The 13,498-nt window shown below is 66.8% G+C and carries 10 protein-coding genes; 3 read left to right on the top strand and 7 right to left on the bottom strand.

Annotation, left to right across the window (positions count from 1 at the left end):
* The first annotated feature begins 36 nt into the window (after nucleotides 1-36).
* Genes WC729_RS27770 through WC729_RS27760 form a run of 3 tightly spaced genes read left to right on the top strand, consistent with a single transcriptional unit; the run spans nucleotide 37 to nucleotide 4,580 of the window.
* The gene (locus WC729_RS27770) at nucleotides 37-1,362 is read left to right on the top strand and encodes an efflux RND transporter periplasmic adaptor subunit (RefSeq protein ID WP_372857924.1); all 1,326 of its coding nucleotides are present in this window, start codon (nucleotides 37-39) and stop codon (nucleotides 1,360-1,362) included.
* Nucleotides 1,363-1,365: 3 nt separating this feature from the next.
* Entirely contained in the window at nucleotides 1,366-2,046 is a 681-nt protein-coding gene (locus WC729_RS27765; RefSeq protein WP_372857923.1) for an ABC transporter ATP-binding protein, read from the top strand.
* Nucleotides 2,047-2,072: 26 nt separating this feature from the next.
* A complete protein-coding gene (locus tag WC729_RS27760; RefSeq protein ID WP_372857921.1) occupies nucleotides 2,073-4,580 on the top strand; it encodes an ABC transporter permease in 2,508 nt (835 codons plus the stop codon).
* Nucleotides 4,581-4,628: 48 nt separating this feature from the next.
* Here the strand turns inward: WC729_RS27760 and WC729_RS27755 are convergent, their stop codons facing one another.
* From WC729_RS27755 to WC729_RS27725, 7 genes are all read right to left on the bottom strand, one after another.
* The gene (locus tag WC729_RS27755; RefSeq protein WP_372857920.1) at nucleotides 4,629-5,174 is read right to left on the bottom strand and encodes an NADPH-dependent FMN reductase; all 546 of its coding nucleotides are present in this window, start codon (nucleotides 5,172-5,174) and stop codon (nucleotides 4,629-4,631) included.
* The gene (locus tag WC729_RS27750; protein WP_372857919.1) at nucleotides 5,174-6,742 is read right to left on the bottom strand and encodes an aldehyde dehydrogenase (NADP(+)); all 1,569 of its coding nucleotides are present in this window, start codon (nucleotides 6,740-6,742) and stop codon (nucleotides 5,174-5,176) included. Before WC729_RS27750 ends, WC729_RS27755 begins: the two co-directional genes overlap by 1 nt.
* Nucleotides 6,743-6,927: 185 nt before the next feature.
* On the bottom strand, nucleotides 6,928-8,160 hold the full coding sequence (locus WC729_RS27745; RefSeq protein ID WP_372857917.1) for an SGNH/GDSL hydrolase family protein: 1,233 nt from the start codon (nucleotides 8,158-8,160) through the stop codon (nucleotides 6,928-6,930).
* A gap of 10 nt (nucleotides 8,161-8,170) precedes the next feature.
* A complete protein-coding gene (locus WC729_RS27740) occupies nucleotides 8,171-9,286 on the bottom strand; it encodes an endo-1,4-beta-xylanase (protein WP_372857916.1) in 1,116 nt (371 codons plus the stop codon).
* Nucleotides 9,283-10,746 carry a mannitol dehydrogenase family protein gene (locus tag WC729_RS27735; RefSeq protein ID WP_372857914.1) on the bottom strand — a complete coding sequence of 488 codons (1,464 nt, stop codon included), beginning with the start codon at nucleotides 10,744-10,746 and terminating at the stop codon, nucleotides 9,283-9,285. Before WC729_RS27735 ends, WC729_RS27740 begins: the two co-directional genes overlap by 4 nt.
* Entirely contained in the window at nucleotides 10,743-12,155 is a 1,413-nt protein-coding gene (uxaC, locus tag WC729_RS27730) for a glucuronate isomerase (protein ID WP_372857913.1), read from the bottom strand. Before uxaC ends, WC729_RS27735 begins: the two co-directional genes overlap by 4 nt.
* Nucleotides 12,152-13,498, bottom strand: a complete 1,347-nt coding sequence (locus WC729_RS27725) for an MFS transporter (RefSeq protein ID WP_372857911.1) — start codon at nucleotides 13,496-13,498, stop codon at nucleotides 12,152-12,154. Before WC729_RS27725 ends, uxaC begins: the two co-directional genes overlap by 4 nt.

The following is a 13,498-nucleotide window of genomic DNA, read 5'->3' as shown; positions in this document are numbered from 1 at the left end:
CCGCTTGCTGAGCATGGCCCGATCAGGGGAGCACAGATGAGTGTCGTACGCATGAAGGGTGACCAGCCGGGCGGAGACCGTCCGGTCACGGGTAGCGGGATGGACCGCGCGGTCGAGACGAAGAAGTTCTCGACGCGCACCAAGTTCGCGCTTGGCGGTGCGGTGTTGTTGGTCGCCATCCTCGCTTTCTGGTTCTTTGCTCCGCGCGGCGGATCGCAGACCGTCGCGACCGACCGGCTGACCATCTCGCCGGTCCGCACCGGCCAGTTCGAGGACTTCATTCCGTTGCGTGCTCGCGTCACCCCGCTCCTCACCGTCTATCTCGATGCGATCGAGGGCGGCCGGGTCGAGAAGGTGATCGCCGAGGACGGCGCCAGCCTCGCCAAGGGCGAGCTGATCGTCGAATTGTCCAATGCCGAGCTTCAGCTCTCCACGCTCGCCCGCCAGACCGAGGTCGAGCAGCAGATCAACAATATGCGCAGCCAGGAGCTTGCGCTCGCCCAGACCCGCCTGGCCAATGAGCGGTCGCTGATCGACGCCGATCTCGCCGCGACCAAGGCGCGCCGGCAGTATGAGCGCGAGCAGCCGCTCGCCACGCGCGGCTTCGTCTCGGGCAAGCAGTTCAACGATACGCGCGACGAGTATATGTCCGCGCAGAAGCGCATGGACGTGACCCGCCGCAGCCAGGCGACCGACGAGCGGCTCCAGGGCAGCCAGCTCGCCCAGCAACGCGCCTCCGCTGCTTCGATGCAATCGAGCCTGCAGCTGGCCCGCGCCAATCTCGACGCGCTCAACCTGCGTGCGCCGGTCGCCGGCCAGCTTTCGGGCTTCTCGATCCAGGTCGGCCAGTCGCTTCAGCGCGGCGAGCGGATTGGCCAGATCGACAGCCCCGGCCGCAACAAGCTGATGGCGGGCGTCGACGAATTCTATCTCGGCCGAGTCCAGCTCGGCCAGAAAGCCAGCGTCGACTGGAACGGCAAGACCTTCGCTGCCCGCGTGACCAAGATCTATCCGCAGGTGCAGAACGGCCAGTTCCAGGTCGACCTGCAGTTCCTCGGCACCGAACCCGCCAATATCCAGCGCGGCCAGACGATGCAGGCCAAACTGACCCTGGGCGACCCCGCCCCCGCGCGACTCATCCCGGCCGGCGCCTTCTACAACGAGACGGGCGGCAACTGGGTGTTCGTGGTCTCGCCCGACGGTGGCAGCGCGGTGAAGCGCCCGGTCCGCCTCGGCCGCCGCAACCCCGATTCGATCGAGGTGCTCGAAGGGCTCGACCCCGGCGAGCACGTCATCACCTCCCCCTATACCGGTTTCGCAGACAAGGACCGTCTCGACCTGACGGCCAAAGGAAAGGACTGAACAATGCTCGAGATGCGCGCACTTTCGCGGACTTACCGTACCGACACGATCGAGACGACCGCGCTCGATGCGATCGACCTCGATATCGCCGATGGCGAGTTCGTTGCGATCATGGGCCCGTCGGGCTGCGGCAAATCGACCCTGCTCAACCTCATGGGCATGCTCGATTCACCCAGCAGCGGCTCCTATGTGTTCAACGGGCAGGAAGTCGCCGGCCTCGGCGAAAGCCGCCTCGCCGAAGTGCGCAAGGCAAATATCGGTTTCATCTTCCAGAGCTTCAACCTGGTCGACGAGCTGTCAGTGCGCGAGAATGTCGAACTCGCCCTGCTCTATCACGACGTGCCCGCCGCCGAACGCAAGCGGCGCACCGATGCCGTGATGGACCGGGTCGGCATCGCGCACCGTGCCCGCCACCGACCGAGTCAGCTCTCGGGCGGCCAGCAACAGCGCGTCGCCGTCGCCCGCGCGCTCGTCGCCGAACCCAAGCTGATCCTGGCCGACGAGCCGACCGGCAACCTCGACACCAATCATGGCGACGAGGTGATGCGCATGCTGCAGCAGCTGAACGCGGAAGGATCGACCATCGTGATGGTCACGCACTCCCCGGCACATGCCGATTATGCCAGCCGCGTCGTCAACATGCTCGACGGGCGCATCCTGCAGCAGCACCGCCGCGCCGCCTGAACGGCAACGAAACCCGGAGATCAGCCATGTGGCGCAATTACCTGACCGTCGGCATCCGAGCGCTCGCCAAAAACCGCGCTTATGCCTTCATCAACATCGCCGGCCTGGCGCTGGGCATCGCCGCATGCCTGCTGATCCTCGGCTTCGTGAAATATGAGTTCAGCTACGACAGCTGGCTGCCCAATGCCGACCGCACTTACGAACTGCAGGATTTCTACCATGCCACGCCCCAGGGCGGCGAGGACATGAAGCTGCAGGTGACGAGCTATGTCTCGGGCGTCGCGCTGAAGAAGGACTTCCCGCAGGTCGAGCACGCCGTCTACGTCAAGAACACCGACGCGGTGGTCATCAAGGATGGGCAGCCGGCCACCATCGAGGACGGCGTGTTCACGGACGGGCCACTCTTCTCCGTGCTGGAAATGCCCTTCGTCTATGGCGATCCGGCGCATGCGCTCGACGATCCGCACGCGATGACGCTCAGCCAGACCCAGGCGAAGAAACTGTTCGGCGCCGGCAATCCGGTCGGCCGGACCCTGACCCTGACTGCCGGCGACATGACCGCGGACTACAGGATCACCGGCGTGTACCGCGACCTGCCGAAGAACACATCGCTGGCGATGAACATGATCGCGCGCTTCGATCCGGGTGCCTTTTTCGCCCGGGTGCCTGCCGTGCTCACGAGCTGGAACAGCCAGGGCGGCAATTACTTCGTCCGGCTCAAGCCCGGCGCCGATGTGAGCGCGATCCATGCGGCGCTCCCGGCCTGGGAGAAGCGCAACATCCCCGACGAGAATGACGGGAGCCGCAAATATAATGCCGGCGACGACCAGGACTGGAAACTGGTCAATGTCCGCGACATCCATCTCGGCGCGGCGCAGATGGCATCGATGCGGCCGGGCAACGATCGCGGGACGATCATCACCTTCGCCATCGTCGCGCTGCTGATCCTTGGCATGGCGTGCGTGAACTTCACCAACCTCGCCACTGCCCGGGCGACGCAGCGGGCCCGCGAAGTGGCGCTGCGCAAGGTGCTCGGCGCGACCCGCGGGCAGCTCATCACCCAGTTCATCGGCGAATCGATCCTGCTCGCGGCCATCGCAATGCTCGTCGCGCTGGCGCTGGTCGAACTGGCCCTGCCCGCTCTCAACGCCTTTCTGAAGGCCGATATCGAGCTGCGCTATTTCGCACTCGATGGCCTGGCGCTGCCGGTGATCGGACTGACCCTGCTCGTCGGCCTGGCCGGCGGCGTCTATCCCGCGCTGGTGCTGTCGCGCTTTCAGCCGGCGCGTGTGCTCAAGGCCAACAAATCGGCGGCCGATGCGGAAGGATCGGGCCTGTTGCGCAACGTCCTGGTCGTCGGCCAGTTCGCGGTGTCGATCGGCCTGATCATCTGCACCGCGATCGTCTATTCCCAGACCGTCTATGCCCGCACGGCGGACGCCGGGTACAAGCGCGACGGCCTGTTGCAGGTCGGCAATATCGCCCGCCCCCAGGCGGAGCGGGTGTCGCGTACCTTGATGGAGGAGATCAGACGGATCCCCGGCGTCACCTCCGCCGCGCGGTCGACCATCTGGGTCAATCCGGGCAATAACTCGGTGACCACGGTCAATTTGCCGGGCAGCACCAACCCCGTCGCGCTCGGCATCTACGGTGTCGATCCCGACTTCTTCAAGACGATGGGCATCAAGCTGGTCGCCGGCCGCACCTTCTCCGAGAACCAGCCGCGCGACGATGCGACCACGCCCCAGCCGGCGGTTCCAGAGGCGGAGCGGGCGCTCGTCCAGCGCGGCGTCAACATCATCCTGAGCGAGGAGGCGGCACGGCGGCTCGGCTTCACTGACCCGCAGACGGCACTGGGCAAGACGGTCATGACGGGCATGACGCTGGCCGAATATGGCCAGGTGCCGGCGACGGTGATCGGCATCGTCAGCGACGTGCGCTATCGCTCGGCGCGCGATCCGCTTCAGCCGATCTTCTATTTCTATCAGACCAACACCTTCTACAGCATGGCCGTGCGCTTCCAGGGCGTGGCGCCCAAGGCAGTCTACGACCAGATCGAAGCGATCTGGAAGCGCCAGGTCCCGGACATCCCGTTCGGCGCGAAGTTCGTCGATGACGTCATCCGCGACCTTTACAATGCGGACGAGGCACGCGCCCAGCTGTTCGGCATGTTCGCCATCCTGGCGGTGGTGATCGGCTGCCTCGGCCTGTTCGGCCTGGCGTCCTTCACGGCGGAACGGCGCACCAAGGAGATCGGCATCCGCAAGGTGCTCGGGGCGCGCACGCGGGACATTTTGAAGCTGCTGGTGTGGCAGTTCAGCCGGCCGGTGCTGGTCGCCAATTTGATCGCCTGGCCGATCGCCTGGTGGGTGATGCGCGGGTGGCTGAACGGCTTCGACACGCGGATCGCGCTGACGCCGGTGCCGTTCCTGCTGGCCGGGCTGCTGGCGGTGCTGATCGCGGTCGGCACGATCTCGGCCCACGCTTATCGCGTGGCAAGGACGAGCCCGATCCGCGCGCTTCGCTACGAATAAAGAGGACGTCGCGGCAGGCTCATTTCCTCGGCCTGCCGCGGCACCATCCTAGAGGGACGCGACGAACCCCGCCATGAACCGCGCGAGCTTCGCCCGCACGGCATCGTCGATCAAATTGCCCTCGGCATCGAAGGCCTGGCCCGCGCCGGAGACCAGCAGCCTCTGCCCGGTCCAGAGCTCCGCGCCGAGCGTGCGCAGGGTCGGCAGCCAGCCATTTTGCGAGAGGATCGTGCCGAAATTACCGGGCGACGCGCCGATCATGGCGACGGGTTTGCCGCCGAACACGCGCGCGATGTCCGAACTCGGCCGCGACATCCAGTCGATCGCGTTCTTGAACACGCCGGGCACGCCATTGTTGTACTCGGGCGTGACGAGCAGCAACCCGTCCGCCGCGGCCACCGCATCCTTCAACACGGTGACGGCGGCGGGAATGCCTTCCGCCTCGACATCGGCATCATAGAGTGGGACGCCGACGATCGAGTGGATCGCCAGCGCCGCGCCCTCAGGCATCGCGTCCCGCGCCGCGCGCAGCAGGCCGGCATTGAAGGAGTGCCGTCTCAGGCTTCCCGAAATGCCGACCAGCCGCAGCGCCATCAACGCTTGCCGTCGACGAGACGCTCGATACCCAGCGGGTTTGCTTCCTTGAGCGCGGCCGGCAGCAGGCCCTCCGGCAGGTCCTGGTACGACACCGGGCGCAGGAAGCGATCGATCGCCTTGCTGCCGACCGAAGTCGAGCGGCCATCGGCGGTCGAGGGATAAGGACCGCCATGGACCATGGCATGCGCCACTTCCACGCCGGTGCCGAAGCCGTTGACCAGGATGCGGCCGACCTTGCGCTCAAGATGCGGGATCAGCTTCGCTGCTTCGGGATGATCCGCTTCGACGATGTGGATTGCCGCAGTCAGCTGGCCTTCGAGATGATCGACCACCTCGGTAACCGACGCCAGATCGGCGCACCGCACGATCAGCGAGGCAGCGCCGAAAATCTCGTCCTGCAGCTCGTGATGCGTCAGGAAATCGGCTGCGCTGGTCTGGAACAGGCCTGCCTGGCCCTGGCAATGATGGCCCGGCTTGCCGCGTGCGACCGTCTCCACCGTGTTGTGGCTGCCGATCGCCTCGACGCCCGTCTGGTACGCCTTGGCGATGCCCGGGGTGAGCATGGTCGATGCCGGCATGTCGCCCAGTGCGGTGGCCGCTGCCGCGACGAAGGTATCGAGGTCGGGGCCGTCGAGCGCGAGGATCAGGCCGGGATTGGTGCAGAACTGGCCGGCACCGAGCGTGAGCGACCCGACGAACGCCTTCGCGGTCGCCTCAGCCTTTTCCGCCAGCGCGTTCGGGAACAGGATGACGGGGTTGATCGAGCTCATCTCGGCATAGACCGGGATCGGCTCGGGGCGGTTCTGCGCGATCTTCATCAGCGCCGTGCCGCCGCCGCGCGAGCCGGTGAAGCCAGCCGCCTTGATACGCGCATCGGCGACCAGGCCCTGACCGATGGTGCGGCCCGAATCATAGAGCAGCGAGAACGTGCCTTCGGGCAGGCCGCAATCGGCAACTGCCTTCTGCACGGCGCGGCCGACCAGCTCCGAGGTGCCGGGATGCGCGCTGTGCGCCTTGGCCACGACCGGGCAGCCGGCAGCGAGCGCCGAGGCGGTGTCGCCACCCGCGACCGAGAAGGCGAGCGGGAAGTTGGACGCGCCGAATACCGCGACCGGGCCGACGCCGATGTTGCGCAGCCGCAGGTCGGGCTTGGGCGCGGGCGCGCGGGCCGGATCGGCATGGTCGATGCGCACGTCGAGATAATGGCCGTCGCGCACGACCTGGGCGAACAGGCGGAGCTGGCCGCAGGTGCGTCCACGCTCGCCCTCGAGGCGGCCGCGCGGCAGGCCGCTCTCGGCCATGGCACGCACGATCAGGTCGTCGCCTACGCCCATGATATTGTCGGCGATGGTCTCGAGGAACTTGGCGCGATCCTCGGGCGAGGTCTCGCGATAGGTGTCGAACGCCGCATCGGCGAGGGCGCAGGCAGCGTCGAGGTCTTCGAGCGTGGCACCGCCGAATGCGGGCTCCATCGGCTTGCCGGTCTCGGCCTGGACCGCGCGGATCTCGCCCTGGGTGCCGCGTACGGCACGCGCGCCGATGAACATTTCGCCGTTGATGGTCATGATGATCTCCTTGGCCGCGATCGCGACCGGTTCGGGGTGTAAATAGTTACGGTTGCGGCGCGTTCGAGGGGCCGGGAGCCCCAAATCGACCGATGCCGATGAATTCTTGCCGCTATCTGCGCCGACGGTGCGGCACGCCTGTGCCGTGGCCGGTGTCGCGGTGTCAAAGCCCTTGTTCGCTTCCCTCATTTGAACAGCGACAGGGGTACGGCGTCGCCCATCGCACGGTGGCCGGCGACGCTCGGGTGGAGATGATCGCCCTTGTCGACATCGGCACGCATGCGCATCGGGTTCTTCGGGTCGCGCATCACCGCGTCGAAATCGACCACTGCGTCGAAATTGCCGCGCTCGCGGATCCAGGCATTGATCGCCTGGCGATCGGCCTCGTTCTGCGCGTCGGGATGATAATAGTCGTTGCCGCCATAGGGCAGGATCGTCGCGCCGATCGCCTTGATGCCGGCGGCACGGGCCCGGGTGACGATCTGGCGATAGGCGCCGATAATCCGCCGGACGAGCGCGGCATGCGCCTCCGGACTCTGCGGCGCATCGCGGGTGAAGGTGCCGAGATCGTTCACGCCCTCCAGCACGATCAGGTAGCGAACCCCGGTCTGGGCCAGCACGTCGCGGTCGAAGCGGGCGAGCGCATTGGGGCCAAGCCCGTCGAGCAGCAGCCGCCCGCCGCCGATGCCGTGGTTGAGCACTGACACCTTGCGCGTGGCGGGCGAGGCCTGGAGCCGGTCGGCCAGGCGATCGGGCCAGCGATCGTTACCATTGGTGGTGGAGCCGTTGCCGTCCGTGATCGAATCGCCGAGCGTCACGACCGCGCTTCCCTCATACCCGGCCAGCACATCGACGCCGGCAATCTGGTACCAGTGATCGATCGTCTTGGCGCCGGTCAGTTCGACATCCCGAACCTTGTTGCCGTGGATGACATAGGAGGTCGCGCGCGACCCCGGGTGGCTGGTCTGCCGCGCGGGTGCATCGGGGAGGTGAAGGGTGATTGCGAGGCTCGTCAGCGCGGGCACGCGCAACTGAACCAGGTCGGACGCATAGCTCGCGCCGGCGGGGATCGTCACCTCGGGTGCACCATCGAACGTCAGGGCATGGTCGCTCGCGGGATCGATCTTCGATGTCGGACCGCCTGCCGACAGCGCGACATGCGCGGCATCGATGCGCAACGGCTCGGTACCGAAGGCGTTCGAGAAGATGACCCGAACCTGCTGCCCCCCGGTGCTGATCCGCACGATCTGGCGCAAGGTCGCGTCCTTCAGATCGGCCTCCGGCAGGGCGTTGTTCGGCTCGGGAATCTGCTGCGAGGAAGCCCAGCTCCGCAACCAGCGCTGAGGCGGCGGCACGGCGGAGCCGGCGACCGCCACACACAAGAGCGATACGGCGATCGCGCGTTTGATCATGCTCATCGGCCCCCTCCTATCGTTGCGCCGCGCCGCGCAGGGCGGCCGCAACCGCCTCGCGGATCGGCTTGGGCTCATAGTCCATGCCATAGGGGCAGCAGCGCTTGGCCAGCCCGTCGGGGCGCGGCGTCAGGCCCTGAAGCCAGCTATAGTTGTCGGCCAGCCCCCAGAAGAGGATCGTATCGAGCTGCGGATAGATGAGCAGGGAGTCGAGGAACGCTTTGGCATAATCCGCGACTGCGCGGTCGCGCGCGACGATGTCGGTCGGCAACAGCTTGTCGTTCACGTCCATCTCGGTGACGAGCAGCTTCAGCCCCATGCCGGTCACGTCGTCGAGGAACGCGCGCCAGGCCTTTTCGTCGCGCGTGCCGAACGGAGCGCCATTGCCGCGACCGGGCGCGCCGATATGCGACTGGATGCCCAGCGCATCGACCGGCGTGCCGCGCTTCTTCAGCGCTTCGAGCAGCTTGAGCACACCGCTGCGGTGGAGCTGGTTGCCCGGCTCCCAGCTCATATAGTCGTTATAGACGAGCTGCATGTGCGGCGCCGCGGCGCGGGCGGTGCGGAAGGCGATGTCGATCACCGTCTCCGCACCGAGCGGGGTGGTCAGCACGGTCTCGCGCAGCTCGCCGGTCTTCTCGTCGACGGCCTCGTTGACGACGTCGAAGCTCGCCAGTACGCCGGCATAGCGGCCCGCGACGGTCGAGACATGCTCGGTCAGCAGCCGCTCCGCCTCGGCGCGCGGGCTGGTGCCGAAATCATGCTCGATCAGCCATTTCGGATAGCGCTCGGTCTTCTGCCACAGCAGCGTATGGCCGCGCACGCCGAGCCCGACCGATTTGGCCCAGGCGATCAGCGCATCGGCGCGGGCGAAATCGAAGGTCTTCGCGTCAGGCCGGAGCGCCTGCCATTTCAGCTCATTCTCGGGCGCGATCAGCCCGCATTGCTCGGCGATCAGCGCACGGTAGCGCGCGTCCTGGAAACCCCGACCGCCGAGACAGGTGCCGAAGCGAATGCCGCGCTGCTTGCCGATCGCATCGAGCCCCGGTGCCGCTGCCAGCGCCTGGCCGGGCACGAGCAGGGCCGCCGCTGCCGCAGCGCCGAGCGCTTCACGGCGGTTGAACCCGGTCACAATGCCTCCACCGCGGCGCGCGTACCCTTGGTAGAGAGCGATGCGAGGTGCCGCACCAACGCCGCGCGGAACATCTCGTCGGCGGCAAGCGTCGGCGGGAACACCGCGTCGATCGAGAGCAGCGCCGCGACCTGCGCCGCGGGATCCGTCAGGCCGTCGAGCCGGGCGGCAGTGACGGCGGCGAGCGGATCGTCGACGACATGAACAGCCCCGCTGTCATCGCGCGCGCCCTGCCAGCGCATCCATGCCGCGACGGCGAGCGCCAACGCATCGACACCCAGCCCCTTGGCCCGCCGCGCCGCGATCGGCGCGAGCAGGCGCTGCGGCAGTTTCTGTGACCCGTCCATCGCGATCTGGCGCGTGCGATGCTGAAGTGCCGGGTTGGCGAAGCGCTCCATCAGCGCCGTGCGATAGGCGGCAACGTCGAGCCCCGGCGGCGGCGACAGGGTCGCTTCGGCCTCGTCCCACAGCGCCTCGACGAAGCGCTTGAACGCCGGGATCGCGACGACCTCATGGACAAAGTCGATGCCGGCCAGCCCGCCGAGATAGGCGATGCCCGAATGCGCGCCGTTGAGCATGCGCAGCTTGGCTTCTTCCCATGGCGCGACATCGGCCGTGATCTGCACGCCGAGCTTCTCGAACGCGGGACGGGGGCCGCAGAAACGATCCTCGATCACCCATTGCAGGAAGGGCTCGGCCTTCACCATGGCCTGGTCGCTCGCGCCCAGGGCGGTTTCGAGCTTTTCGACGTCCGCCGGGGTGGTGGCGGGTACGATGCGGTCGACCATCGTCTCAGGGAACGCGCCATACGTCTCGATCCACTCGGCCAGATCCGCGCGGTGCGCCCGCGCGATGGCGAGCACTGCCTGTTCGAGCCGGCGGCCATTATGCGGCAAATTGTCGCAGGAGATCGCGGTGAAGGGCGACAGGCCCAGATCGCGCCGCGCGGACAGTGCCGCGACGAGGAATCCGGGTGCGGTCTTCGGCGCGGTGAGATCGGCGCAATCGGCCGCGACGTCGGGATCGTCGGTCAGCAGCGCGCCGGTCGCCGGATCGAGCTTGTAGCCCTTCTCTGTCACGGTGAGCGTGACGATGTGCACGTCGGGATCGGCCAGTCGCTCGACCAGCGCCTCCGGGTTTTCCGGCGCAACGAGTACTTCGCGCACGGCGCCGATGACTCTCAGTGCATCGCCCGACCCGTCGCGCGTGACGACGGTGTAGAGCCCATCCTGCGGGTTCATCTCGTCGCGCACCCCGGCCGAGCGCAGCGACGCACCGGTGATGCCCCAACGCAGGTCGCCCGATTCAAGCGCTGCCTCGAATATCACTGCCTGATGTGCGCGGTGGAACGCGCCGATGCCGAGATGCACGACGCCGTGTTTCACGGCGAAGCGATCATAGGAAGGGACAGCGACGTCGGCGGGGAGCGCGTCGAGCGTTTCGTTGGAGAGGCGGGTCACAGCTTGTACGCCGCCTTCACCAGATCATAGGACAGCGCCTTCGCCACCTGATGCGCTTCGTCCTCTTCAAGCCGGTGCTCGGCGACGAGCTGGGCGAGGAAAGTGCAGTCCATCCGACGCGCGACATCGTGGCGCGCCGGAATCGACAGGAAGGCGCGGGTGTCGTCGTTGAAGCCGACCGTGTTGTAGAAGCCCGCCGTCTCGGTCGCGCGCTGTCGGAAGCGGCGCATGCCCTCGGGGCTGTCATGGAACCACCAGGGCGGGCCGAGCCGCAGCGACGGATAATGGCCGGCGAGCGGGGCGAGCTCGCGGCTATACGTATCCTCGTCGAGCGTGAAGAGGATCAAGGTCAGGCGCGGATCATTGCCATAGGCATCAAGCAACGGCTTGAGGTTGTGGACGAACTCGCTCGGCAGCGGGATGTCGGCGCCCTTGTCGCGACCGAAGCGGGCGAGCACGCCGGGGTTGTGGCTGCGGAACGCGCCGGGATGGAGCTGCATCACCATGCCGTCCTCGATCGACATACGCGCCATCTCGGTCAGCATCTGGCCGCGGAACAGCTCGGCCTCGGCAGCGCTCGCCTGGCCGGCGCGGACCTTCTGGTAGAGCGCCTCGGCCTCGGCGGCGGGGAGGTTCGCCGTGAAGGCGCTGGGATGGCCGTGATCGGTCGAGGTCGCCCCGGCCTCGCGGAAACGCGCGCGGTGGAACTGGTGCGCGCGGAGATAGCCGGCGAAGGTCGCGATATCCTCGCCCGCCGTCTCGCCGAAACGCGCGATATTGGCGAGGAAGCCTGCGGCCTCCGGGTCCATCACGGGATCGGGACGATAGGCGGTCATCACCCGGCCGCTCCAGCCGCTCTCGCGGATCGCGCGGTGGTGGTCGAGCGGGTCGAGCGGGCTCTCGGTGGTCGCAATCGCCTCGATGCCGAAACGCTCGAACAGCGCGCGCGGGCGGAACGCCGGCGTCTTCAGCGCAGCATCGATCGAGTCGTAATAATGATCGGCGGTCGACGGATCGAGCCGTTCCTCGAAGCCGAAGCATTCAGCGAACACCCAATCGAGCCACATCGACGACGGCGTGCCGCGGAACAGGTGATAATGGTCAGCAAAGATCTTCCAGATCGCGCGGCCATCAGTCTCGGTGGGGCTGCCATCCTCGGTCGGTACACCGAGCTTCTCCAGCGGAACGCCCTGGCTGTAGAGCATGCGAAAGACATAGTGATCGGGCACGATCAGCAGCTGCGCCGGATCGGCAAAGGGCTGGTCATAGGCGAACCAGGACGGATCGGTATGGCCGTGCGGGGAGACGATCGGCAGGTCTTTGACACCGGTGTACAAGGCACGCGCGATGTCGCGCGTGCGGCCTTCGGCGGGGAACAGGCGGTCGGGGTGGAGCGTCAGCTTGGTCATGGATTGCCTTCGTTGTGCGCGAGAACGGCCGGCTCCCAGCGCGGCACGATCAGGTGGACGACAAGCAGCGCGAGCAGATAGGAGCACGCCGCGAGAATGAAGATCGGCTGGAAGCTGCCGACGGTCGCCAGGATATAGCCTGCGTATTTCGCCATCAAGGCGCCGCCGATCGCGCCGGCGAGACCACCGAGCCCGATCACCGAGCCGGCGCGCCAGCGTGGGAAAAGGTCGCCCGGGATGGTGTAGACATTGGCCGAGAAGCCCTGGTGCGCGGCGCAAGCAAGGCCGATCAGCCCGGCCGCGACCCACATGTTCGGCGCGGCGGTGGCAAAGGCAATCGGCAGCGCAAACAAGGCCATGAAGAACATCGCCGTCTTGCGCGACCGGTTGATGGAATAACCCTTGCCGATCAGCCGCGACGAAATCCAGCCGCCCGCCACCGAGCCGACATCCGCGATCAGATAGATCATGACCAGCGGCGGCCCGAATTCGAGCATCTTCACATTATATTGCTTGTTGAAGAAGTCGGGCAGCCAGAACAGGAAGGTCCACCACACCGGATCGATCAGGAAGCGCCCGGCCATATAGGCCCAGGTCTGGCGATGGCGGAACAGCGCACGATAATCCTGGAACAGCGCCACGGTACCGTCGACGAAGCCGCGCTTCACCCGCACCTGCTCGGGCTGGGCGGGGTCGGATTCGATGAAGGCCAGTTCCTCGGGCGAGACGCGCGGATGCTTTGACGGGCGGTTGTAGAAACCCAGCCAGGCGGCGAGCCAGACCACCGTCAGCAAGCCGGTCAGGATGAACGCCCAGCGCCAGCCGAACGCGATGGTGATGATCGGCACGAGCAGCGGCGTGACGATCGCGCCGATATTGGAGCCCGCGTTGAAGATGCCGATCGCGAAGGCGCGCTCGCGCTTCGGGAACCACTCATTGGCGGCGGCCAGTGCCGAGGGGAAAGTGCCCGCCTCGCCGAACGCCAGGGTGAGCCGGGCGATCATCATGCCCGTCGTGGTGGTGAAGAAGATGTGCGAGACGTGCCCGATCGTCCAGAGCGTGACGGCGACGGCATAACCGATCTTCGCCCCGACCCGATCGACCAACCGACCGAAGATCACATAAGCGACGCCGTAGGTAAGCTGGAACGCGACCGCGAGATCGGCATAGCCGGCCTCCGTCCAATGATATTGCGCGGCGAGATCGGGCTTCAGCACCGACAGGACGAGCCGGTCGATATAGCTGAGCACGACCGCCGCGAAGAGCAGCCCGCAGACGATCCAGCGGACCTTGACTGACGGCTTGGGCAAGACGGGCGCTTCCGCGCCGGCGGTCGCGTTCAT

Origin of the sequence: Sphingomonas sp., assembly GCF_041661825.1 — a bacterium.
Classification (GTDB): domain Bacteria; phylum Pseudomonadota; class Alphaproteobacteria; order Sphingomonadales; family Sphingomonadaceae; genus Sphingomonas.
Note: the sequence above shows the minus strand (reverse complement) of the source record. Positions and strands in the feature narration are given on the sequence as shown.